Source organism: Streptomyces sp. NPDC008137, assembly GCF_042957035.1.
Taxonomy (GTDB): domain Bacteria; phylum Actinomycetota; class Actinomycetes; order Streptomycetales; family Streptomycetaceae; genus Streptomyces.
This window is the reverse complement of the sequence record NZ_JBIBHN010000056.1, coordinates 1-19,202: the sequence shown is the minus strand read 5'-3', so window position 1 is coordinate 19,202 and position 19,202 is coordinate 1. Positions and strand designations below refer to the sequence as shown.

At 72.5% G+C, this 19,202-nt stretch carries 17 protein-coding genes; 12 read left to right on the top strand and 5 right to left on the bottom strand.

Annotated elements, in window-relative coordinates; genetic code table 11:
- Positions 1 to 120: 120 nt before the first annotated feature.
- Complete coding sequence (locus tag ACFZBT_RS40135) at positions 121 to 1,254, bottom strand: acyl-CoA dehydrogenase family protein (protein WP_391115319.1); 1,134 nt, start codon at positions 1,252 to 1,254, stop codon at positions 121 to 123.
- A gap of 324 nt (positions 1,255 to 1,578) precedes the next feature.
- On the opposite strand from ACFZBT_RS40135, the gene ACFZBT_RS40130 reads away from it, so the two are divergent.
- From ACFZBT_RS40130 to ACFZBT_RS40120, 3 genes are read left to right on the top strand one after another with little or no spacing between them, the layout of a single operon-like run.
- Positions 1,579 to 2,343 (top strand): DUF5819 family protein, encoded by a 765-nt coding sequence (locus ACFZBT_RS40130; RefSeq protein ID WP_391115323.1) that lies wholly within the window; start codon positions 1,579 to 1,581, stop codon positions 2,341 to 2,343.
- The gene (locus tag ACFZBT_RS40125) at positions 2,340 to 3,560 is read left to right on the top strand and encodes an HTTM domain-containing protein (RefSeq protein ID WP_391115316.1); all 1,221 of its coding nucleotides are present in this window, start codon (positions 2,340 to 2,342) and stop codon (positions 3,558 to 3,560) included. Before ACFZBT_RS40130 ends, ACFZBT_RS40125 begins: the two co-directional genes overlap by 4 nt.
- Complete coding sequence (locus ACFZBT_RS40120) at positions 3,557 to 4,297, top strand: TrmH family RNA methyltransferase (RefSeq protein WP_391115313.1); 741 nt, start codon at positions 3,557 to 3,559, stop codon at positions 4,295 to 4,297. The genes ACFZBT_RS40125 and ACFZBT_RS40120 overlap by 4 nt, the downstream gene beginning before the upstream one ends.
- Positions 4,298 to 4,390: 93 nt before the next feature.
- Here the strand turns inward: ACFZBT_RS40120 and paaN are convergent, their stop codons facing one another.
- Positions 4,391 to 6,082, bottom strand: coding sequence for a phenylacetic acid degradation protein PaaN (paaN, locus tag ACFZBT_RS40115; RefSeq protein WP_391115310.1), 1,692 nt, complete (start codon positions 6,080 to 6,082; stop codon positions 4,391 to 4,393).
- A 160-nt stretch (positions 6,083 to 6,242) separates the two neighbouring features.
- Here paaN and ACFZBT_RS40110 point away from each other — a divergent pair, with 160 nt between their 5' ends.
- Together ACFZBT_RS40110 and ACFZBT_RS40105 are read left to right on the top strand one after the other, a co-directional pair.
- Entirely contained in the window at positions 6,243 to 7,760 is a 1,518-nt protein-coding gene (locus ACFZBT_RS40110) for a 3-hydroxyacyl-CoA dehydrogenase (protein WP_391115307.1), read from the top strand.
- Positions 7,757 to 8,347: a TetR family transcriptional regulator gene (locus tag ACFZBT_RS40105; protein ID WP_391115304.1), complete on the top strand. Its 591-nt coding sequence runs from the start codon at positions 7,757 to 7,759 to the stop codon at positions 8,345 to 8,347. The genes ACFZBT_RS40110 and ACFZBT_RS40105 overlap by 4 nt, the downstream gene beginning before the upstream one ends.
- A gap of 19 nt (positions 8,348 to 8,366) precedes the next feature.
- On the opposite strand, the gene ACFZBT_RS40100 is transcribed toward ACFZBT_RS40105, so the two are convergent.
- Complete coding sequence (locus tag ACFZBT_RS40100; RefSeq protein ID WP_382492738.1) at positions 8,367 to 8,852, bottom strand: Lrp/AsnC family transcriptional regulator; 486 nt, start codon at positions 8,850 to 8,852, stop codon at positions 8,367 to 8,369.
- A gap of 190 nt (positions 8,853 to 9,042) precedes the next feature.
- On the opposite strand from ACFZBT_RS40100, the gene pdhA reads away from it, so the two are divergent.
- The 6 genes from pdhA (at position 9,043) to ACFZBT_RS40070 (ending at position 16,016) form a co-directional block, all read left to right on the top strand.
- The gene (gene pdhA / locus ACFZBT_RS40095; protein WP_391115301.1) at positions 9,043 to 10,179 is read left to right on the top strand and encodes a pyruvate dehydrogenase (acetyl-transferring) E1 component subunit alpha; all 1,137 of its coding nucleotides are present in this window, start codon (positions 9,043 to 9,045) and stop codon (positions 10,177 to 10,179) included.
- On the top strand, positions 10,179 to 11,183 hold the full coding sequence (locus ACFZBT_RS40090; protein ID WP_391115298.1) for a transketolase C-terminal domain-containing protein: 1,005 nt from the start codon (positions 10,179 to 10,181) through the stop codon (positions 11,181 to 11,183). The genes pdhA and ACFZBT_RS40090 overlap by 1 nt, the downstream gene beginning before the upstream one ends.
- Entirely contained in the window at positions 11,183 to 12,499 is a 1,317-nt protein-coding gene (locus ACFZBT_RS40085; protein ID WP_391115294.1) for a 2-oxo acid dehydrogenase subunit E2, read from the top strand. Before ACFZBT_RS40090 ends, ACFZBT_RS40085 begins: the two co-directional genes overlap by 1 nt.
- An 84-nt stretch (positions 12,500 to 12,583) precedes the next feature.
- Positions 12,584 to 13,528 carry an NTP transferase domain-containing protein gene (locus ACFZBT_RS40080; protein WP_391115292.1) on the top strand — a complete coding sequence of 315 codons (945 nt, stop codon included), beginning with the start codon at positions 12,584 to 12,586 and terminating at the stop codon, positions 13,526 to 13,528.
- Complete coding sequence (locus ACFZBT_RS40075; RefSeq protein ID WP_391115289.1) at positions 13,525 to 14,913, top strand: molybdopterin-binding protein; 1,389 nt, start codon at positions 13,525 to 13,527, stop codon at positions 14,911 to 14,913. Before ACFZBT_RS40080 ends, ACFZBT_RS40075 begins: the two co-directional genes overlap by 4 nt.
- Positions 14,910 to 16,016, top strand: coding sequence for an NAD-binding protein (locus ACFZBT_RS40070; protein ID WP_391115287.1), 1,107 nt, complete (start codon positions 14,910 to 14,912; stop codon positions 16,014 to 16,016). Before ACFZBT_RS40075 ends, ACFZBT_RS40070 begins: the two co-directional genes overlap by 4 nt.
- A gap of 18 nt (positions 16,017 to 16,034) precedes the next feature.
- On the opposite strand, the gene ACFZBT_RS40065 is transcribed toward ACFZBT_RS40070, so the two are convergent.
- Both ACFZBT_RS40065 and ACFZBT_RS40060 read right to left on the bottom strand, forming a co-directional pair.
- Entirely contained in the window at positions 16,035 to 16,883 is an 849-nt protein-coding gene (locus tag ACFZBT_RS40065; protein WP_391115284.1) for an ABC transporter permease, read from the bottom strand.
- The gene (locus ACFZBT_RS40060; protein WP_391115281.1) at positions 16,880 to 17,911 is read right to left on the bottom strand and encodes an ATP-binding cassette domain-containing protein; all 1,032 of its coding nucleotides are present in this window, start codon (positions 17,909 to 17,911) and stop codon (positions 16,880 to 16,882) included. Before ACFZBT_RS40060 ends, ACFZBT_RS40065 begins: the two co-directional genes overlap by 4 nt.
- 192 nt (positions 17,912 to 18,103) lie before the next feature.
- Here ACFZBT_RS40060 and ACFZBT_RS40055 point away from each other — a divergent pair, with 192 nt between their 5' ends.
- Positions 18,104 to 19,093 carry a zinc-binding dehydrogenase gene (locus ACFZBT_RS40055; RefSeq protein ID WP_391115279.1) on the top strand — a complete coding sequence of 330 codons (990 nt, stop codon included), beginning with the start codon at positions 18,104 to 18,106 and terminating at the stop codon, positions 19,091 to 19,093.
- Positions 19,094 to 19,202: the final 109 nt, after the last annotated feature.

Here is a 19,202-nt window from a genome sequence, read left to right as displayed (position 1 = left end):
AGCCGAGCGTGGGGGAGTCGGCGACCGACGAGAACGCGGCAGATGTGCGTGCCAGGCCCCGCGTCTGCGGCGTGATCCAAACGACAGGCCCTAGCTGTGGCGCCTCCCGTCCAGAGGACTTCAGGCCGGCGGGTGTGCCGCCAGCAGGTCGCCCAGGGCCTCCTCGTGTGCCGCGGCCGGGCCGAGAGACAGCTCCAGGTGCTTGGCCCAGGCGTGGTACCGGTGCAGGGGGTAGTCGACGTCGGCGCCGAACCCGCCGTGCAGATGCTGCGCGGTCTGTACGACCCGGCGTACGCCCTCCGCCGCCCAGATCTTGGCGACGGCGACGTCACCGGCGGCGGGCAGCGCGCCCGGTGCCCCCGAGGCGATCCGCCACGCGGCCTGCCACAGTGTGGCCTCCATCGCGCGCAGGTCGATGTAGCGGTCGGCGGCCTGCACGGCGACGGCCTGGAAGGTGGCGATCGGGAACCCGAACTGTTCCCGTTTGCTCGTGTACTCCCCGGTCATCCGCAGCACGCGTTCCCCGAGCCCGAGCGCCAGCGCGCACGTGCCGGTGGCCAGCAGGTCCCGCAGCCACCCCCACGCCCCGTCGGCGTCGATCACGTCCCGCGCGGCGAGCCGGGCCGACTCCAGCCGCAGCTCGCCGAGCCGCTCACCGCTGGTGGAGAACTGCTCGGCGAGGACGGCCCCCGGGTGCTCGCGGGGCACCAGGGCCAGGACGGTCCGGCCGGTCGCGGTGTGGGCGGGTACGACCGTGACATCCGCGTCGTAGGCCCACGGCACGGCCGTCTGCACCCCGTCCAGCACCCAGGCCTCGCCGTCCTGCCGTGCGGTCACGGCCAGCTCGGCCGGGTCGTGGCCGGTGCGGCCGTGCGCGGCGACGGTCAGCACGATCTCGCCCCGGCCGGCCCGGGCGAGCAGGGCGGACTTCGCCTCGTCGCTCCCGAAGGCCTGGACGGCGGCGGCCGCCGCGCCGCTCTCCAGCAGCGGCACCCTGGCCAGCACCCGAGCCGACTCCCGCAGCACCAGGCACAGCGCGATGGCGTCCAGGCCGGCCCCGCCGTACCGCTCGTCGAGCAGCAGGCTCAGCAGGTCCGCGTCGGCGAGCCTGGCCCACAGGGCGTGGTCGTGGGTCTCGGCGACGGCGCCGGGGGTGAGCGCGGGGCTGGGCACGGCGTCCGGGGCGACCCCGGCGAACACGCCCTTCGCCGCCTCGGCCGCCGCCTGCTGCTCCTCGGTGAAGGTGAAGTCCACGGTGCCTGTCCTCCCGGGCCGATCCCGTTGAGCTGACGGGGCGTCAAGATAGAACAGGTTCTAGAAGAAGGGAATGGGCGTACGGGCGGGCGCCGTATGGTGTCCCTCCGGGCGGTCGCGGGCAACGTACGGTCGGCTTCCGTGCGGTCGGCTTCCGTGCGGTCGGCTTCCGTGCGGTCGGCTTCCGCGGTGTGGCGACGGCCACGGCCGGGACCGGCGAACAGGGGCTGTGCCGGGGTCGGTGGCCTGAGTACCGTGCCCGTGCCGACGCCGCGCGGTGGTGCGCGGGCGGTACGACGGACCGGGATCTGGAACGGGGCGGAATTGGACGCGTACGACGAGGGCTCGAACGCCCGGCACGGGCCGGACGGTCCGCCCGTTCCGTCCGGCCCGTCCGGGCTCGCCGAGCCGGGGCCGCCCGGCCCGCCCCGCTCCGGCATCGCCGCGCTCTCCCTCCCGTATCAGGTCGGTGTCGCGGTGGCGCTCGCCGTCGTCGCGATCGGGGTCTGTGTGCACATCGCGATGACGTTCCTGCACGTGGCGCCGGCGAACACGGTCACCAAGGAGCACGGCAGGGCCGTGGACGACTGGATCTATCCGGAGTTCGAGCAGAACTGGAAGCTCTTCGCCCCGAACCCGCTCCAGCAGGACATCTCGATCCAGGCCCGCGCCGAGGTCCGCGGCGCGGACGGCGAGAGGCTGAGCACCGGCTGGTACGACCTGTCCGCCGAGGACGGCCGGGCCATCGACGGCAATCTGCTGCCCAGCCACACCCAGCAGAACGAGCTGCGCCGCGCCTGGGACTTCTTCACCGCGACGCACGACAGCGAGAGCCGCCCGGTGGGCCTGCGCGGCTCGCTCTCCGAGTCGTATCTGCGCCGGATCGTGGTGCTGCGCCTCGACCGCGACGACGCGGCGGGCGCCACGGCCGGAGACGGCGGTGTGATCGAACGCGTCCAGGTCCGCTCCCGCACCACCAACGTGCCGCCGCCGGAGTGGAGCCGGGAGAAGGTCTCCACGACGCCGTCCTACCGGGAGCTGCCCTGGTGGCCGGTGCCGCGCGACGAGGCCCGGGGAGGTGTGCGGTGAACGGCTTCTCGCTGGCCGTCTCGCGTGGCATCGCCCGGGTCACCGAGGCCGCCCTCGGCCCGTACCAGACGGCCGTGATCCGCATCGGCTTCAGCGCGACCTGGCTGCTGTTCCTGCTGCGCGAGCTGCCCCACCGCCATGAGCTCTACGGTCCCGACGGGCCCTGGAGCTGGGGTCTCGCCGAGCAGCTGATCGGGACCAACAAGGCCTTCACCACCCTGATGTGGTCGGACGGCCGGATCTGGTTCGAGCTCGTCTACGCGCTCGCGATCCTGACCAGCGCCCTGCTGCTGCTGGGCTGGCGCACCCGCACCATGTCGGTGCTGTTCATGGTCGGCGTGCTGTCGCTGCAGAACCGCAGCGTCTTCATGGGCGACGGCGGCGACAACGTGCTGCACCTGATGTCGATCTACCTGGTGTTCACGCGCTGCGCCCAGGTGTGGTCGCTGGACGCCCGGCGGGCCGCGCGCGACCGGGACGCACGGGCGCGGGGCGAGCGGGTCACGGACCGGACCGGCCCGGCCCTGTGGGGCGTGCTCGGGGCCGTGCTGCTCGCGGCGACCCTGGCCGGGCGGACGGACGGCGACGACCTGCTGATACCCGTGCTGCTGTGGACGGTGTGGGCGGCGCAGGCCCTGTGGTGGCTGGCCGGGCGGCGCGGGAAGTCCGGCGAACCGCGGATCCTGCTCGACGTCGTCGCCAACATCGTGCACAACGGCGCCCTGCTCGTGATCATGGCCGAGGCGTGTCTGATCTACGCGACGGCCGGCTGGTACAAGATCCAGGGGTCCCGCTGGCAGGACGGCACCGCCGTCTACTACCCGCTCCACCTGGAGTACTTCTCGCCCTGGCCCTCCCTCGCCGACCTGCTGTCCTCCAGCGGCACGATGGTGATGCTCATGACCTACGGGACGGTCCTCGTGCAGGTCGCCTTCCCGTTCACGCTGTTCAACCGGCGGGTGAAGAACGTCCTGCTGGCGCTCATGATCACCGAGCACGCCGTGATCGCCGTCGTCCTGGGCCTGCCGTTCTTCTCGCTGGCGATGATCGCGGCGGACGCGGTGTTCCTGCCGACGTCCTTCCTGCGCCGCCTGGGAGGCTGGTCGGCACGCGCGCGTGACCGGCTGCCGCTGAGTCGGCGCGGTGGGCGCACGCCGGTGCCCGGGCAGCACGACCCCGAGAGTTCCCAGGCCACACACGTAGGCTTCGGCGCATGACCGACCCCGTCACCGTCTGGCACCGGCTCGCCGGCAGCACCGTCCTGCTCGACGGCTTCCACGCCCTCAAGCACGCGGTGCGGTTCGGCGCCGAGGTGCCGGTGGCGGTCACCGCCGACCGGGCGGCCGCGCTCGCCCTCGCCGACGAGCTGGCCCCGGACGTACGGGACGCGCTGGGCGCGCTGCTCACGGAGGTGCCGTACGAGACGTACGCCTCGTTCGTGCCGCGCCCGCACCCCACCGCCGTGGCCGCGCTCGCCGTGCGCCCCTCCCGCGAGTCCAACCTCGCCCGGCTGGCGCGCACGCCCCGCACCAGCCCGGTCGTGGTCCTCGACAATCCGCGCAACCTCGGCAACGCGGGGGCGGTGATCCGCCTGGCCGCCGGCTTCGGCGCGACGGGCGTGGTGACGACCGGGACGGTCGACCCCTGGCATCCGACGGTCGTGCGCGGCGGGGCGGGCCTGCACTTCGCGACGGCCGTGGAACGACTGGAGGTCCCCGACCTGCCGCCCGGCCCGCTGTTCGCCCTCGACCCCGAGGGCGACGACATCCGGGGCGTCAAGCTCCCGGACGACGCCGTCCTCGCGTTCGGCTCGGAACGCACGGGCCTGTCGACGGAACTCCGCGCGCGTGCCGACCACTTGCTGTCCCTGCCGATGCGTCCGCAGGTCAGCAGCTACAACCTGGCGACCAGTGTGGCTATGACGCTGTACCACTGGAGCAACGGCTCTTATTAGGGGCGCGGGCTGTATCGATGTGCGGCTCCGCCGCGTGGGCGCGAACAACCACAACCGACCGGCACCCGCGCAACAACCCGAACCCCCGAGCCCTCAGGCCTCCCTGCGCACCTCCACCACCCGGAACCGGTTGGCCACGAACGCCCCGTCACACAGCGCCGCACTGGCCGCAGGGTTGCCACCCGACCCATGGAAGTCGGAGAACGCGGCCGTCTGGTTCACATACACCCCGCCCGTCAGGTTCAGCGACAACTGCGCCGCCTCCTCCAGACAGGCCTCCCGCACGTCCTGCTCGACCTCCGGGTCGGTCGTGTACGCCCCGACGGTCATCGCGCCCTTCTCGCGGACGGTCCGCCGCAGCAGCTCCACCGCGTCCGAGGCCGAGTCGACGGCGACGGCGAAGGACACCGGCCCGAAGCACTCGCTCATGTACGCGGCCTCGTCGTCCGGCTTGGCCCCGTCCAGCTTCACGATCACCGGCGTGCGGACAACGGCCCCCGGGAAGTCGGGGTTGGTGATCTCCCGGGACGCCAGGGCGACCTCGCCGAGACCCGCCGCGGCCTCCAGACGCGCCTTCACGTCCGGGGTGACGATCGCACCGAGCAGGGCGTTCGCCCGGGCGTCGTCGCCGAGCAGGCCGTCGACCGACCTGGCGAGGTCGGCGACCACCTCGTCGTAGGACTTGGGGCCCTGGTCCGTGGAGATGCCGTCCCGGGGGACGAGGAGGTTCTGCGGGGTCGTGCACATCTGGCCGCTGTACAGGGACAGCGAGAACGCCAGGTTGGAGAGCATGCCCTTGTAGTCGGACGTGGAGTGGACGACGACGGTGTTGACGCCGGCCTTCTCCGTGTAGACCTGCGCCTGGCGGGCGTTGGCCTCCAGCCAGTCGCCGAACTCGGTCGAGCCCGTGTAGTCGATGATCCGGATCTCGGGACGCGTCGCCAGGGTCTTGGCGATGCCCTCGCCGGGGCGCTCGGCGGCCAGCGCGACCAGGTTCGGGTCGAAGCCCGCCTCGGCGAGCACCTCGCGCGCGACCCGCACGGTGAGGGCGAGCGGCAGCACCGCGCGCGGGTGGGGCTTGACCAGGACCGCGTTGCCCGTGGCGAGGGAGGCGAACAGGCCCGGGTAGCCGTTCCACGTCGGGAAGGTGTTGCAGCCGATCATCAGGGCGATGCCCCGCGGAACCGGCGTGAACTGCTTGCTCATCGCCAGCGGGTCGCGCTTGCCCTGCGGCTTGGTCCACTCGGCGTGGTCGGGCGTGCGCACCTGCTCCACGTACGCGTACGCCACCGCCTCCAGGCCGCGGTCCTGCGCGTGCGGGCCGCCCGCCTGGAACGCCATCATGAACGCCTGGCCGGAGGTGTGCATGACCGCGTGCGCGAACTCGTGGGTGCGGTCGCTGATCCGCTTGAGGATCTCCAGGCAGACCACCGCGCGCTGCTCCGCGCCCGCGTCCCGCCAGGCCCGCTGTCCGGCCTTCATGGCGGGCAGCAGCACGTCGAGGTCCGCGTGCGGGTACGTCACCCCCAGGTCGATGCCGTAGGGGGACGTCTCGCCGCCCACCCAGTCGTCGGTGCCGGGCTGGCCCAGGTCGAGGCGGGAGCCGAGCAGGGCGTCGAAGGCGGCCTTGCCCGCCGCCGCGTCCAGGCTGCCGTGCTCCCCGTAGGCCTTGGGGTGCTCGGGGTGCGGGGACCAGTACGCGCGCGTGCGGATCGCTTCCAGCGCCTGGTCGAGGGTGGACCGGTGCCGGGCGATCAGCTCGTGCGCCGAGAGTGCGGCGGTCATGGGTGACCATCTCCTCGTCTCAAGAACTCTTCGTCGAGTTCATGACCTGGGCAGAAACCTGGGCAGGAACACTCGGACACAGCTAGAGTAACCGAACGATCGGTCGGCTCAAGGGGGTCCGCCGCATCTGTGGAAAACCCCGTGCGGGAGGATCGCGCACATGACAGCACTCGACCTCAGCAGCCCCGTGGCCGTCGTCGGCACCGGCACCATGGGCCAGGGAATCGCCCAGGTCGCGCTCGTCGCGGGCCATCCCGTACGGCTGTACGACGCCGTCCCCGGGCGGGCCCGGGAGGCCGCCGACGAGATCGGCGCGCGCCTGGACCGGCTCGTCGAGAAGGAACGCCTCACCGCCGCCGACCGGGACGCCGCCCGCGCCAGACTGCTGCCCGCCGAGGCCCTCGCCGAGCTCGCGGACTGCTCCCTGGTCGTCGAGGCGGTCCTGGAGCGGCTGGACGTCAAGCAGGACCTGTTCCGCGAGTTGGAGGGCATCGTCGCCGACGACTGCCTGCTCGCCACCAACACCTCGTCCCTGTCCGTCACCGCCATCGGCGGCGCCCTGCGCTCCCCCGGCCGCTTCGTCGGCCTGCACTTCTTCAACCCGGCACCGCTGCTGCCGCTGGTCGAGGTCGTCTCCGGGTTCGCCACCGACGTCTCGTCGGCCACGCGCGCGTACGAGACCGCCCGCGCCTGGGGCAAGGCGCCGGTCGCCTGCGCGGACACCCCCGGCTTCATCGTCAACCGCATCGCCCGGCCCTTCTACGCCGAGGCCTTCGCGGTGTACGAGGCGCAGGGCGCCGACCCGGCCACCATCGACGCCGTGCTGCGCGAATCGGGCGGTTTCCGGATGGGCGCGTTCGAGCTGACCGACCTGATCGGCCAGGACGTCAACGAGTCCGTCACCCGGTCGGTCTGGGAGTCCTTCTTCCAGGACGTGCGCTTCACGCCGTCCCTCGCCCAGCGGCGCCTGGTCGAGTCCGGCCGGCTGGGCCGCAAGACCGGCCAGGGCTGGTACGACCACGGGGACGGCGCCGAGCGCCCGGAGCCGGACACGGCGGAGCGGCGGCAGCCGCCCGCGTACGTCGTCGCCGAGGGCGATCTGGGGCCGGCGTCCGACCTGCTCGCGCTGATCCGCGAGGCGGGCATCCCGGTCCGCGACGAGGACGACGACAACGGCACCCGCATGGTGCTGCCGAGCGGTGGCCAGCTCGCCCTCGCCGACGGGCAGACCTCCGTGGAGTTCCGGGACGTCGTCTACTTCGACCTCGCCCTCGACTACCGCAAGGCCACCCGGATCGCCCTGTCCGCCTCCCAGGACACCTCCCCGGGGACCCTCGCCGAGGCCATCGGCCTGTTCCAGGCGATGGGCAAGCGGGTCAGCCTCATCGGCGACGTGCCCGGCATGATCGTCGCCCGCACGGTCGCGCGGATCATCGACCTGGCGCACGACGCGGTCGCCAAGGGCGTGGCCACCGAGGAGGACATCGACACCGCGATGCGCCTCGGCGTCAACTACCCCCTCGGCCCCTTCGAGTGGAGCCGGAAACTCGGCCGCTACTGGGCCTACGCGCTCCTGGACGACCTCCACATGCGCGACCCCTCGGGCCGTTACACGCCGTCCCTCGCGCTGTACCGCCACGCCCACGCCTCCGACAAGCGGGAGGGCCCAGCCTCATGACCACCGCCAAGCGCGACACGTACACCCCGGACACCCTGCTGTCCGTCGCCGTCCGGGTGTTCAACGAGCGCGGCTACGACGGCACCTCCATGGAGCACCTCTCCAAGGCGGCCGGCATCTCCAAGTCGTCGATATACCACCACGTCACCGGCAAGGAGGAGCTGCTGCGCCGGGCCGTGAGCCGGGCCCTGGACGGCCTCTTCGGGATCCTCGACGAGGAGCACGCGCGCGTGGGGCGGTCCGCCGAGCGGCTGGAGTACGTCGTGCGGCGCATGGTCGAGGTGCTCATAGCCGAGCTGCCCTACGTGACCCTGCTGCTGCGGGTGCGCGGCAACACGGACACGGAGCGGTGGGCGCTGGAGCGGCGCCGCGACTTCGACCACCGGGTGGCCGACCTGATCAAGGCGGCGGCGGCGGACGGGGACGTACGCGGCGACATAGAGGTCCGGCTGGTGACCAGGCTGGTCTTCGGAATGATCAACTCGATCGTGGAGTGGTACCGCCCGGACGGGCGGGGCATGAACGAGCGCGAGGTGGCCGACGCGGTGGTGCGGCTGGCGTTCGGGGGGCTCCGGAAGGACGCCTGAGCCTCAGGGAAACGACTCCTCAGCCCTGCGGCTCCAGGTCCTCCTCCTCGAACACCAGCAGCGTGCGGGTGCTGAGCACCTGCGGGATCGCCTGGAGGCGGGTCAGCACCAGTTCGCGCAGGGACCGGTTGTCGGAGACGTGCACCAGCAGCAGCACGTCGAAGTCCCCGCCCACCAGGGCGATGTGGGAGGCGCCGGGGAGCTGTCTGAGTTCCTCGCGCACCGTGCGCCAGGAGTTCTGCACGATCTTCAGCGTGATGTACGCGGACGTCCCCTGGCCGGCCCGCTGATGGTCGACGCGGGCGCCGAAGCCGCGGATGACACCGTCCTCGACGAGCCGGTTGATGCGGGCGTAGGCGTTGGCGCGGGAGACGTGGACCCGTTCGGCGACCGACCGTATCGAGGCGCGGCCGTCCGCCTGGAGCATGCGCAGGATGTCCTGATCTATGGCGTCGAGGGGCCGCGGCGGCGGCAGCGCGGCACCGGCGTCCTGCCCTTCGGCCATTTGTTCAGATGCCACCTGCGCCGACCTCCCTACCATGGACGTACTGCGTCCATCACAGGCTGTGGAGAACCGTTTGTCCACAGCCTGAGGCCACCCATAGCCAAATTGTGCCGTCGACCGAACAATCGGTAGGTGAGGCGGGTCACAGCCGACACGTCTCCCGTAGCCGCTCCCACGAGGAGGTGCCGTCATGACGGTCATGGAGCAGCGGGGCGCGTACCGGCCTACCCCGCCGCCCGCCTGGCAGCCCCGCATGGATCCCGCGCCGCTGCTGCCCGACGCCGAGCCGTACCGCGTCCTCGGCACCGAGGCCGCCGCGAAGGCCGACCCGGAACTGCTGCGGACGCTGTACGCGCAGCTGGTCCGAGGCCGCCGCTACAACGCGCAGGCCACCGCCCTCACCAAGCAGGGCCGCCTCGCCGTCTACCCCTCCACCACCGGCCAGGAGGCTTGCGAGGTCGCCGCCGCCATGGTCCTGGAGGACCGGGACTGGCTCTTCCCGAGCTACCGCGACACGCTCGCCGTGGTGGCCCGGGGCGTGGACCCCGTCGAGGCGCTCACACTGCTGCGCGGCGACTGGCACACCGGCTACGACCCCTACGAGCACCGGGTCGCCCCCCTGTGCACCCCGCTCGCCACGCAGCTGCCGCACGCCGTGGGCCTCGCGCACGCCGCCCGCCTCAAGGGCGACGACGTGGTCGCGCTGGCCATGGTCGGCGACGGCGGCACCAGCGAGGGCGACTTCCACGAGGCGCTGAACTTCGCCGCCGTCTGGCAGGCCCCGGTCGTCTTCCTGGTGCAGAACAACGGCTTCGCGATCTCCGTCCCGCTCGCCAAGCAGACCGCGGCCCCGTCGCTGGCCCACAAGGCCGTCGGCTACGGCATGCCCGGCCGCCTGGTCGACGGCAACGACGCCGCCGCCGTGCACGAGGTGCTCTCCGACGCCGTACGGCACGCGCGCGCGGGCGGCGGTCCCACCCTGGTCGAGGCGATCACCTACCGCGTCGACGCCCACACCAACGCCGACGACGCGACCCGCTACCGCGGTGACGCCGAGGTCGAGACCTGGCGCGAGCACGACCCGATCCAGCTGCTGGAGCGGGAGCTGACCGAGCGCGGCCTGCTCGACGAGGCCGGCAAGCAGGCCGCGCGGGACGCCGCCGAGGCGATGGCCGCCGAGCTGCGCGCGCACATGAACCAGGACCCGGCGCTCGACCCGATGGACCTGTTCACCCACGTCTACGCCGAGCCCACCCCGCAGCTGCGCGAGCAGCGGGACCAGCTGCGGGCCGAGCTGGCGGCCGAGGCCGAGGGGGGCTCTCACTGATGACCACCGTCGCCGTCAAACCGGCCACCATGGCGCAGGCCCTCACGCGCGCGCTGCGCGACGCCATGGCCGCCGACCCCGCCGTGCACGTCATGGGCGAGGACGTCGGCACCCTCGGCGGCGTCTTCCGCGTCACCGACGGACTCGCCAAGGAGTTCGGCGAGGACCGCTGCACCGACACCCCGCTCGCCGAGGCGGGCATCCTCGGCACCGCCGTCGGCATGGCGATGTACGGCCTGAGGCCGGTCGTGGAGATGCAGTTCGACGCGTTCGCCTACCCGGCGTTCGAGCAGCTCATCTCGCACGTGGCCCGGACGCGCAACCGCACCCGCGGCAAGATGCCCCTGCCGATCACCATCCGCGTCCCCTACGGCGGCGGCATCGGCGGCGTGGAGCACCACAGCGACTCCTCCGAGGCGTACTACATGGCGACTCCGGGGCTCCATGTGGTCACGCCCGCCACCGTCGCCGACGCCTACGGCCTGCTGCGCGCGGCCATCGCCTCCGACGACCCGGTCGTCGTCCTGGAGCCGAAGCGGCTGTACTGGTCGAAGGACTCCTGGAACCCCGAGGAGCCGGAGCCCGTTGAACCGATAGGCCGCGCGGTGGTGCGGCGCTCGGGCCGGAGCGCCACGCTCATCACGTACGGGCCGTCCGTACCCGTCTGCATGGAGGCGGCCGAGGCGGCCCGGGCCGAGGGCTGGGACCTCGAAGTCGTCGATCTGCGCTCCCTGGTGCCGTTCGACGACGAGACGGTGTGCGCCTCGGTGCGGCGGACGGGACGCGCGGTCGTCGTCCACGAGTCGGGTTCCTTCGGGGGCCCGGGCGGGGAGATCGCGGCCCGGGTCACGGAGCGCTGCTTCCACCACCTGGAGGCGCCGGTGCTGCGCGTCGCCGGGTTCGACGTCCCGTATCCGCCGCCGATGCTGGAGCGCCACCACCTGCCCGGTGTGGACCGGATCCTGGACGCCGTGGGGCGTCTGCAGTGGGAGGCCGAGAGCTGATGGCACAGGTGTTGGAGTTCAAGCTGCCCGACCTCGGAGAGGGGCTCACCGAGGCGGAGATCGTGCGCTGGCTGGTGGAGATCGGCGACGTGGTCGCCATCGACCAGCCGGTCGTCGAGGTCGAGACGGCCAAGGCGATGGTCGAGGTGCCCTGCCCCTACGGGGGTGTGGTCACGGCCCGCTTCGGCGAGGAGGGCACGGAACTGCCCGTCGGGGCGCCGCTGATCACGGTGGCGGTGGGGGAGCGGGCGCCGGCAGGCTCCGAGGGCTCCGGCTCCGTGGGCTCCGCCGCCGAGGGCTCGGGGAACGTCCTCGTCGGGTACGGCACCTCCGAGGCACCGGCGCGGCGGCGCCGGGTGCGGCAGGAGCCGAGGGCCGGTGCCGCCCCCGCCCCGGCGGTGAACGGGCGGGCGGGCGCCCCCGAGGCCGAGGACGGCCCCGTCCCCGTGATCTCGCCCCTGGTCCGCAGGCTGGCCCGGCAGAACGGCCTCGACCTGCGGGAGCTGACCGGCTCCGGGCCCGACGGGCTGATCCTGCGGGCGGACGTGGAGTACGCCCTGCGCGCCGCTCCCCGGCCCGCCGAGACAGCGGCCCCCGCACCCCGGCCCACCACGACAGCCGCCCCGGGCGAGATCCGTACGCCCCTCAAGGGCATGCGGGGCGCGGTCGCCGACAAGCTGTCCCGCAGCCGCCGCGAGATCCCCGACGCGACCTGCTGGGTGGACGCCGACGCCACGGAACTCATGCGGGCCCGGACGGCGATGAACGCGGCAGGCGGGCCGAAGATCTCCCTCCTGGCCCTGCTGGCCCGGATCTGCACCGCGGCCCTCGCCCGCTTCCCCGAGCTCAACTCCACGGTGGACGCGCAGGCCAGGGAGGTCGTCCGGTTCGACCATGTGCATCTGGGCTTCGCGGCGCAGACCGACCGGGGCTTGGTCGTCCCGGTGGTCAGGGACGCGCACGCGCGGGACGCCGAGTCGCTGACCGCGGAGTTCGCCCGGCTGACCGAGGCGGGCCGGACCGGAAAGCTGACGCCCGGCGAACTCACCGGCGGCACCTTCACGTTGAACAACTACGGAGTCTTCGGCGTCGACGGCTCCACGCCGATCATCAACCACCCCGAGGCCGCCATGCTCGGCGTCGGCCGCATCGTCCCCAAACCCTGGGTGCACGAGGGCGAGCTGGCCGTGCGGCAGGTGGTCCAGCTCTCGCTCACCTTCGACCACCGGGTGTGCGACGGCGGCACGGCGGGCGGCTTCCTGCGCTACGTGGCGGACTGTGTGGAACAGCCGGCGGTGCTGCTGCGGACGCTGTGATTCCTGTTCGGCGTGAACTGCTGCCTGTGATCACTTCCGTTCCCCCGCGTTCCATGTGATCGCGGAGGCACGCATACTCGGGGGGTGACCGCGTACGAGCCTCCCGCCGCCTACGACGCCGTCGTGCTCGCCGGCGGTGCCGCGCGGCGCCTCGGGGGCGCGGACAAACCCGGGGTGCGCGTCGGCGGGCGAGCCCTGCTCGACCGGGTGCTCGCCGCGTGCGACGGCGCCCGTACCACCGTCGTCGTGGCCGCGCCCCGGCCGACGGCACGGTCCGTGACCTGGGCCCGTGAGGACCCGCCCGGCGGCGGACCGCTCGCCGCGCTCGACGCCGGACTCCGGCACACCACGGCGGAGCATGTCGTGGTGCTCTCCGCCGACCTGCCGTTCCTTCGGGCGCGGACCGTCGGCCGGCTGCTGGACACACTGCGGGGGAGCGCCGCCGACGGCGTGCTGCTGACCGACCCCGACGGCCGCGACCAGCCGCTCGTCGCCGCGTACCGCACGCGGCGGCTGCGCGAGACGCTCGCCGTCCTCGCCGAGCGGCACGGCGGTCCGCACGGACTTCCCCTGCGGCGCCTCACCGCCGAGCTCGACCTCACCCGCGTCTCCGATCCCGTCGCGTCCTTCGACTGCGACACCTGGGACGACATCGCCTCCGCCAGGGCACGCATCAGGGAGCATGGGAACGTGTTGGATGAATGGATCTCCGCGGTCAAGGACGAGCTGGGAATCGACCTCGACGTCGATGTGAAAGAGCTGCTCGACCTCGCCCGCGACGCCGCCCACGGTGTGGCCAGGCCCGCCGCGCCACTGACCACCTTCCTCGTCGGCTACGCGGCCGCGCGGGCCGGCGGGGGCCCCGAGGCGGTCTCCGAAGCCTCCCGCAAGGCCGTGGCCCTCGCCGCCCGCTGGGCGGAGGAGAGCACCTCAAGAGCCCCGGAAGCCCAGGTACCCCCGAAGGCCCCGGGCGACCGGCCCGACGTCGCCCCCGACGCGACGCCCGACACCCGCCCGGACGCCGGATGACCCCCCGCTCCACCCGCACCGGTGAGGACGCCGAAGACCTCGACGTCGAGGAGGTGCTCGCCCTCGTGAACAACAGCAACGGCACCCACCCGCCCGAACCGGCCGCACGACCCGAACCGGCCGCACGAGGTGAGAAGGGCGGCACCGGCACACCCCGGGAGCCGGACACCCGGCACCGGGCCACCCCCTGGCCACAGGCCCGGGACATCGCCGAGCGCGCCGCCCGGAACGCCGGCCGGGCGGCCCGCCGCGACCCCGTCTCCGTGCCGCTCGACGCCGCCCTCGGCCTCACCCTGGCCACACCCCTCGACGCCCTCACCGACCTCCCCTCCTTCGACACCTCCGCGATGGACGGCTGGGCAGTCTGCGGGCCGGCCCCCTGGGACGTACGGGAGGAGGGCGTCCTGGCCGGGCACACCGCGCAGGCGCCCCTGACCGACGGCGAAGCCGTCCGGATCGCCACCGGCGCCCGTATCCCCGCGGAGACCACGGCCGTCCTGCGCAGCGAACACGGCCGCACCGACGACAAGGGCCGTCTGCACGCGACCCGGGGCGTCGCCCCCGGCCAGGACATCCGGCCCAGGGGCCAGGAATGCCGCACCGGCGACCAGCTCCTGCCCGTCGGCACCCTCGTCACCCCGGCCGTCCTCGGGCTCGCCGCGGCGGCCGGATACGACACGGTCACCGCCCTTCCCCGGCCCCGCGTCGAAGTCCTCGTCCTCGGCGACGAGTTGCTCACCGAGGGGCTGCCGCACGACGGTCTGATCCGGGACGCGCTCGGCCCGATGCTGCCGCCCTGGCTGCGTGCGCTCGGCGCCGAGGTCACCGTCGTACGGCGCGTCCGCGACGACGCCTACGCCCTGCGCAGGGCGGTGACCGGGTCCGACGCCGACATCATCGTCACCACCGGCGGCACCGCCGCGGGCCCCGTCGACCATGTCCACCCCACCCTGCGCCGTATCGGGGCCGAACTCCTCGTGGACGGCGTCAAGGTGCGCCCCGGCCACCCCATGCTGCTGGCACGCGTCACGGAGACCCAGCACCTCGTCGGGCTTCCGGGCAACCCGCTCGCCGCCGTCTCCGGACTGCTGACGCTCGCCGAGCCGCTGCTGCGGACCCTGGCGGCCCGCCCCGCCCCGGAGCCCTACACGCTGCCGCTCCGGGACGCCGTGCACGGGCACCCGCACGACACCCGGCTCGTGCCCGCCGTCCTGCGCGGCGACCAGGCCGTGCCGCTGCACTACAACGGCCCCGCCATGCTGCGCGGGATCGCGGCGGCCGACGCGCTGGCCGTCGTACCCCCGGGCGGCGCCCGTCCGGGGCAGGAGACGGAACTGCTCGACCTGCCCTGGGCGTCCGCGGGAATCGAGGTGTGTTTCACGTGAAACTTCCGGGCCAGGACGCGATCGCCCGCCAGGCGGACGAACAGCTCGTGACCCAGCGGGTGAAACTCCCGAGGAAGGTCGTGGAGCACCCGTTCCGCCAGGTCGCCAAGCGGTTGTCCGTGGCACTGCTGGTGCTCGTCGTCACCGCGCTGGTCGTCTATGCCGACCGGGACGGCTACAACGACAACGCGGGCGGCGGAGTCGACCTGCTCGACTCCTTCTACTACGCCACCGTCACGCTCTCCACCACCGGCTACGGTGACATCACCCCCGCGAGTGACGCCGCCCGGCTCACGAACATCCTCGTCATCACGCCCCTGCGCGTGCTGTTCCTGATCATCCTGGTCGGCACCACCCTCGAGGCCCTCACCGAACGCACCCGCGATGAGTGGCGACTGACCCGCTGGAGGTCCACGTTGCGTGATCACACCGTCGTCATCGGCTTCGGCACGAAGGGCAGGTCGGCGATCCGGACCGTCTGCGCGACGGGCCTGAAGAAGGAACAGGTCGTGGTGGTCGATCCCAGTTCCAAGGTGATCGACGCCGCGACCGCGGAGGGCTACGCGGGCATCGTCGGGGACGCGACTCGCAGCGAGGTGCTGAACCGGGCCGAGGTGCACAAGGCCCGCCAGATCATCATCGCGACCCAGCGTGACGACACGGCGGTCCTGGTGACCCTGACGGCCCGGCAGCTCAACCGCGGGGCGAAGATCGTCGCCGCCGTGCGGGAGGAGGAGAACGCCCCGCTGCTCAAGCAGTCCGGCGCCGACGCCGTCATCACCAGCGCCAGCGCCGCCGGCCGGCTGCTCGGCCTGTCCGTGCTCAGCCCCTCCGCCGGGATGGTGATGGAGGACCTCATCCAGCAGGGCAGCGGGCTCGACATCGTCGAACGGCCGGTCGTCAAGGCCGAGGTGGGCAAGAGCCCGCGCGAGGTCGCCGACCTGGTGGTCAGTGTCATACGCGGCCACCGGGTGCTCGGCTACGACGATCCGGCCGTGGTCAGGCTGGAGCTGACCGACCGGCTCATCACGATCGTGCGGAAGACACCGGCGACCCAGGTCGCCCCCGACATCCGTCCGATGCCGCCGATGCCCCGCAACTGACCGGCCGGGTGGGTCCGGCTACTTCCGGTTGTACAGCCGCATCGTGATGGGCCCGAAGACGAGGACGAACAGTCCGGCCCAGCCCAGCGACCAGGCGACCTCGTCGGCGGGCCAGTCGCCGCCCATCAGGCCGCGCACCGCCGACGCCAGGTGAGTGATGGGGCTGTTGTTCACGAAGGCCTGGAGCCAGCCCGGCATGGTCGTCGGGTCGACGAACACGTTGGACAGGAAGGTGAGCGGGAAGATCACCATCATGCTGACGCCCATCACCGACTTCTCGGTGCGCAGCATCAGCCCGAACATCGTCCAGATCCACGAGAAGGCGAACGAGAAGAGCACCAGCAGCGCGATCCCGGCGAGCACTCCGCCGATCCCGCCGTCCGGCCGGTAGCCCAGGACGATGCCGACGGTGAGCATCACGACCGAGGCGATCGTGTACCGCAGGGCGTCGCCGAGCAGATAGCCGACCATGGTCGACGGCCGCCAGATGGGCAGCGTGCGGAACCGGTCGAAGACCCCCTTCTCGATGTCCGTGTTGACCGAGACACCCGTGTACATCGTGATCATCACGACCGACATCACGAGGATGCCCGGCAGCAGGAACTGGATGTACTCCTTCGGCGAGCCGGCCAGCGCCCCGCCGAACAGGTACGTGTACATCAGCACCATCATGATCGGGAACGCCGTGACGTCGAAGAGCTGCTCCGGCACGTGCTTGATCTTGAGGATCGCCCGCCAGCCGAAGGTCATCGAGGCCGACCAGGCGCTGGGCCGGGAGGGCCGCTCCTTGGCGATGAGCAGGGCCGCGAGGGACTCGGTGCTGACCGGGGCGAGTTCTTTGGCCTCGGTGGCCGTCGTGGTGCTCATGCCGCCACCTCGTCCTTCGGGTCGTGGGAGGGGGAGCCGGCCGTGCGGTCCGGGGCGTGCGTGTCGTGCCCGGTGAGGGCGAGGAAGACCTCGTCCAGGCTGGGCTGGCCCAGGGAGAAGTTGTCGACGGTGATCCCGGCCGTGGACAGCTCGCTCAGCGCGCGGGACGCCTGCTGGGCCGCGCTGTCGTCGCTCGCGGCCGTACCGAGGCGGGCGGTCAGGGCCACCGGGTCGTGTTCCAGCTGCACCTTCGCGGCGAGGGTCCGGCGCAGCAGCTCGGCCGCGACGAGCCGTTGATCCGGATCTCTCAGCCGTAGATGGACCGATCCGGCGCCGACGGACGACTTCAGCTCGCCCTTGGTGCCCTCGGCGATCACCCGGCCGCGGTCGATGACGGCGATCCGGGACGCCAGCTGGTCGGCCTCGTCCAGATACTGCGTGGTCAGCAGCACCGTGGTGCCCTGGGCGACCACGGCCCGCACGATGTCCCACACCTGGTTGCGGCTGCGCGGATCGAGGCCGGTGGTCGGCTCGTCGAGGAACAGCAGGTCGGGGGTGCTGAGAATGGACGCGGCGATGTCGATCCGGCGCCGCATACCGCCCGAGTAGTGCTTGACCTGCTTCGCCGCGGCCTCCGTGAGACCGAAGGCCTCCAGGAGCTGGGCGGCGCGGTCCCGGGCGGCCTTCTTGTGGTGACCGAGCAGCCGGCCCAGCAGGACCAGGTTCTCGGTGCCGGTGAGGTCCTCGTCGACCGACGCGTACTGGCCGGTGAGGCTCACCCGGGCGCGCACCTCGTCCGCCTCGCGGACGATGTCGTGGCCGAAGACATGCGCTTCGCCGCCGTCCGGCCGCAGGAGTGTGGCGAGCATCTTCACGGTGGTGGTCTTGCCGGCGCCGTTCGGGCCGAGGACGCCGTAGACCGTGCCCGCGGGCACGGACAGGTCGACTCCGTCGACGGCCCTGGTCTCGCCGAACGTCTTCACCAGGCCCGCGGTCTCGATCGCCAGGCCGGACGTCTGCGTGCTCATGCTTCGGGTCCTTCCGAGTACGTGGGCTACGCATGGGGAGACCTTTACGGTCGCGCAAACTCATCGGTCCCGCATATGGATTTTCGCCAGAACCGGACCAATGACGTAGGGGGACCCGACCCGGGAAGGAGGAGGGGGACGGAGCGGACTCCGTCCGGCGACCGAGGACCACCGAGGAGTACCGTCCCAGTCATGTATGCGATCACGATTCCCGAACCCGGTGGGCCCGAGGCGCTGGTCTGGGACGAGGTCCCCGATCCCGTGCCCGGCGAGGGCGAGGTCCTGGTCGAGGTGACGGCCGGTGCCGTCAACCGGGCCGACATCCTGCAGCGGCAGGGCTTCTACGACCCGCCGCCCGGCACGCCCCCCTACCCCGGCCTGGAGTGCTCCGGGCGGATCGCCGGGATCGGCACCGGCGTCTCCGGCTGGAACGTGGGCGACGAGGTGTGCGCGCTGCTCTCCGGCGGCGGTTACGCCGAGAAGGTGGTGGTCCCGGCCGGACAGCTGCTGCCCGTGCCCGAGGGCGTCGGGCTGCGGCAGGCCGCGGCGCTGCCCGAGGTGACCTGCACCGTCTGGTCGAACGTCTTCATGATCGCCCATCTGCGCCCCGGCGAGACGCTCCTCGTGCACGGCGGCTCCAGCGGCATCGGCACCATGGCGATCCAGCTCGCCAAGGCCGTCGGTGCCAGGGTGGCCGTCACGGCCGGAACCAGGGAGAAGCTGGACCGGTGCGCCGAACTGGGCGCCGACATCCTGGTCAACTACCGCGAGCAGGACTTCGTCGAAGAGGTCAAGAAGGCCACGGACGGCGCCGGGGCGGACGTCATCCTCGACAACATGGGCGCCAAGTACCTGGAGCGCAACGTCAAGGCCCTCGCCGTCAACGGCCGGCTCGCGATCATCGGCATGCAGGGCGGCGTCAAGGGCGAGCTGAACATCGGCGCGCTGCTCGCCAAGCGCGCAGCGATCAGCGCGACGTCCCTGCGGGCCCGGCCGCTCGAGGAGAAGGCGGCCATCGTCGCGGCCGTGCGCGAACACGTCTGGCCCCTCTTCTCCGGCGGTCGGCTGCGCCCGGTCATCGACCGCGAACTCCCCATGCGGGACGCCGCCACCGCCCACCAGGTCGTGGAGGACAGCGGCCACATCGGCAAGGTGCTGCTGATCGCCCCGCAAGGAGCATGAGAACGGTCCAGGCCTCTAGGGCCTGTCGTTTGGATCACGCCGCAGACGCGGGGCCTGGCACGCACATCTGCCGCGTTCTCGTCGGTCGCCGACTCCCCCACGCTCGGCT

What these genes read in the sequence shown, in the direction of transcription:
- ACFZBT_RS40120 (WP_391115313.1), top strand. Translation starts at nt 3,557, where the DNA reads ATGACCGACCCCGTCACCGTCTGGCACCGGCTCGCCGGCAGCACCGTC.
- paaN (WP_391115310.1), bottom strand. Translation starts at nt 6,082, where the DNA reads ATGACCGCCGCACTCTCGGCGCACGAGCTGATCGCCCGGCACCGGTCC.
- ACFZBT_RS40110 (WP_391115307.1), top strand. Translation starts at nt 6,243, where the DNA reads ATGACAGCACTCGACCTCAGCAGCCCCGTGGCCGTCGTCGGCACCGGC.
- ACFZBT_RS40105 (WP_391115304.1), top strand. Translation starts at nt 7,757, where the DNA reads ATGACCACCGCCAAGCGCGACACGTACACCCCGGACACCCTGCTGTCC.
- ACFZBT_RS40100 (WP_382492738.1), bottom strand. Translation starts at nt 8,852, where the DNA reads ATGGCCGAAGGGCAGGACGCCGGTGCCGCGCTGCCGCCGCCGCGGCCC.
- pdhA (WP_391115301.1), top strand. Translation starts at nt 9,043, where the DNA reads ATGACGGTCATGGAGCAGCGGGGCGCGTACCGGCCTACCCCGCCGCCC.
- ACFZBT_RS40090 (WP_391115298.1), top strand. Translation starts at nt 10,179, where the DNA reads ATGACCACCGTCGCCGTCAAACCGGCCACCATGGCGCAGGCCCTCACG.
- ACFZBT_RS40085 (WP_391115294.1), top strand. Translation starts at nt 11,183, where the DNA reads ATGGCACAGGTGTTGGAGTTCAAGCTGCCCGACCTCGGAGAGGGGCTC.
- ACFZBT_RS40075 (WP_391115289.1), top strand. Translation starts at nt 13,525, where the DNA reads ATGACCCCCCGCTCCACCCGCACCGGTGAGGACGCCGAAGACCTCGAC.
- ACFZBT_RS40065 (WP_391115284.1), bottom strand. Translation starts at nt 16,883, where the DNA reads ATGAGCACCACGACGGCCACCGAGGCCAAAGAACTCGCCCCGGTCAGC.
- ACFZBT_RS40060 (WP_391115281.1), bottom strand. Translation starts at nt 17,911, where the DNA reads ATGAGCACGCAGACGTCCGGCCTGGCGATCGAGACCGCGGGCCTGGTG.
- ACFZBT_RS40055 (WP_391115279.1), top strand. Translation starts at nt 18,104, where the DNA reads ATGTATGCGATCACGATTCCCGAACCCGGTGGGCCCGAGGCGCTGGTC.